This window comes from Micromonospora yasonensis, from assembly GCF_026013475.1.
In the GTDB taxonomy this organism is placed as follows: domain Bacteria; phylum Actinomycetota; class Actinomycetes; order Mycobacteriales; family Micromonosporaceae; genus Micromonospora; species Micromonospora yasonensis.
Map to the genome: position 1 here is coordinate 1 of NZ_JAPDPH010000521.1, position 201 is coordinate 201.

Annotated in this window: 1 protein-coding gene; it reads right to left on the reverse strand. The window is 69.7% G+C overall.

Annotated features, from left to right (window positions below; genetic code table 11):
- A partial coding sequence (locus ONA70_RS36635; RefSeq protein WP_265011042.1) for a hypothetical protein occupies positions 1 to 201 on the reverse strand: 201 nt, incomplete at both ends.

Genomic DNA, 201 nt, shown 5'->3' on the forward strand with positions numbered 1-201 from the left:
TTCCGAGCCGGGGATGGTCTGTTGGCGGGTGCTGCTGTAGAAGGCGGTGCTGGCGGCGTGTGGGTCGATGGTGACGCCGGTGAGTTCGGCGTGCAGCGGTTCGACGTGGGGGCAGTGGCTGGCGTAGCTGACCGGAACGATTCGGGCGGTGAGGCCGTGGTCGGTGAGGGCGGTGTGGGCGGACTGGATGGCTTCGGGGGC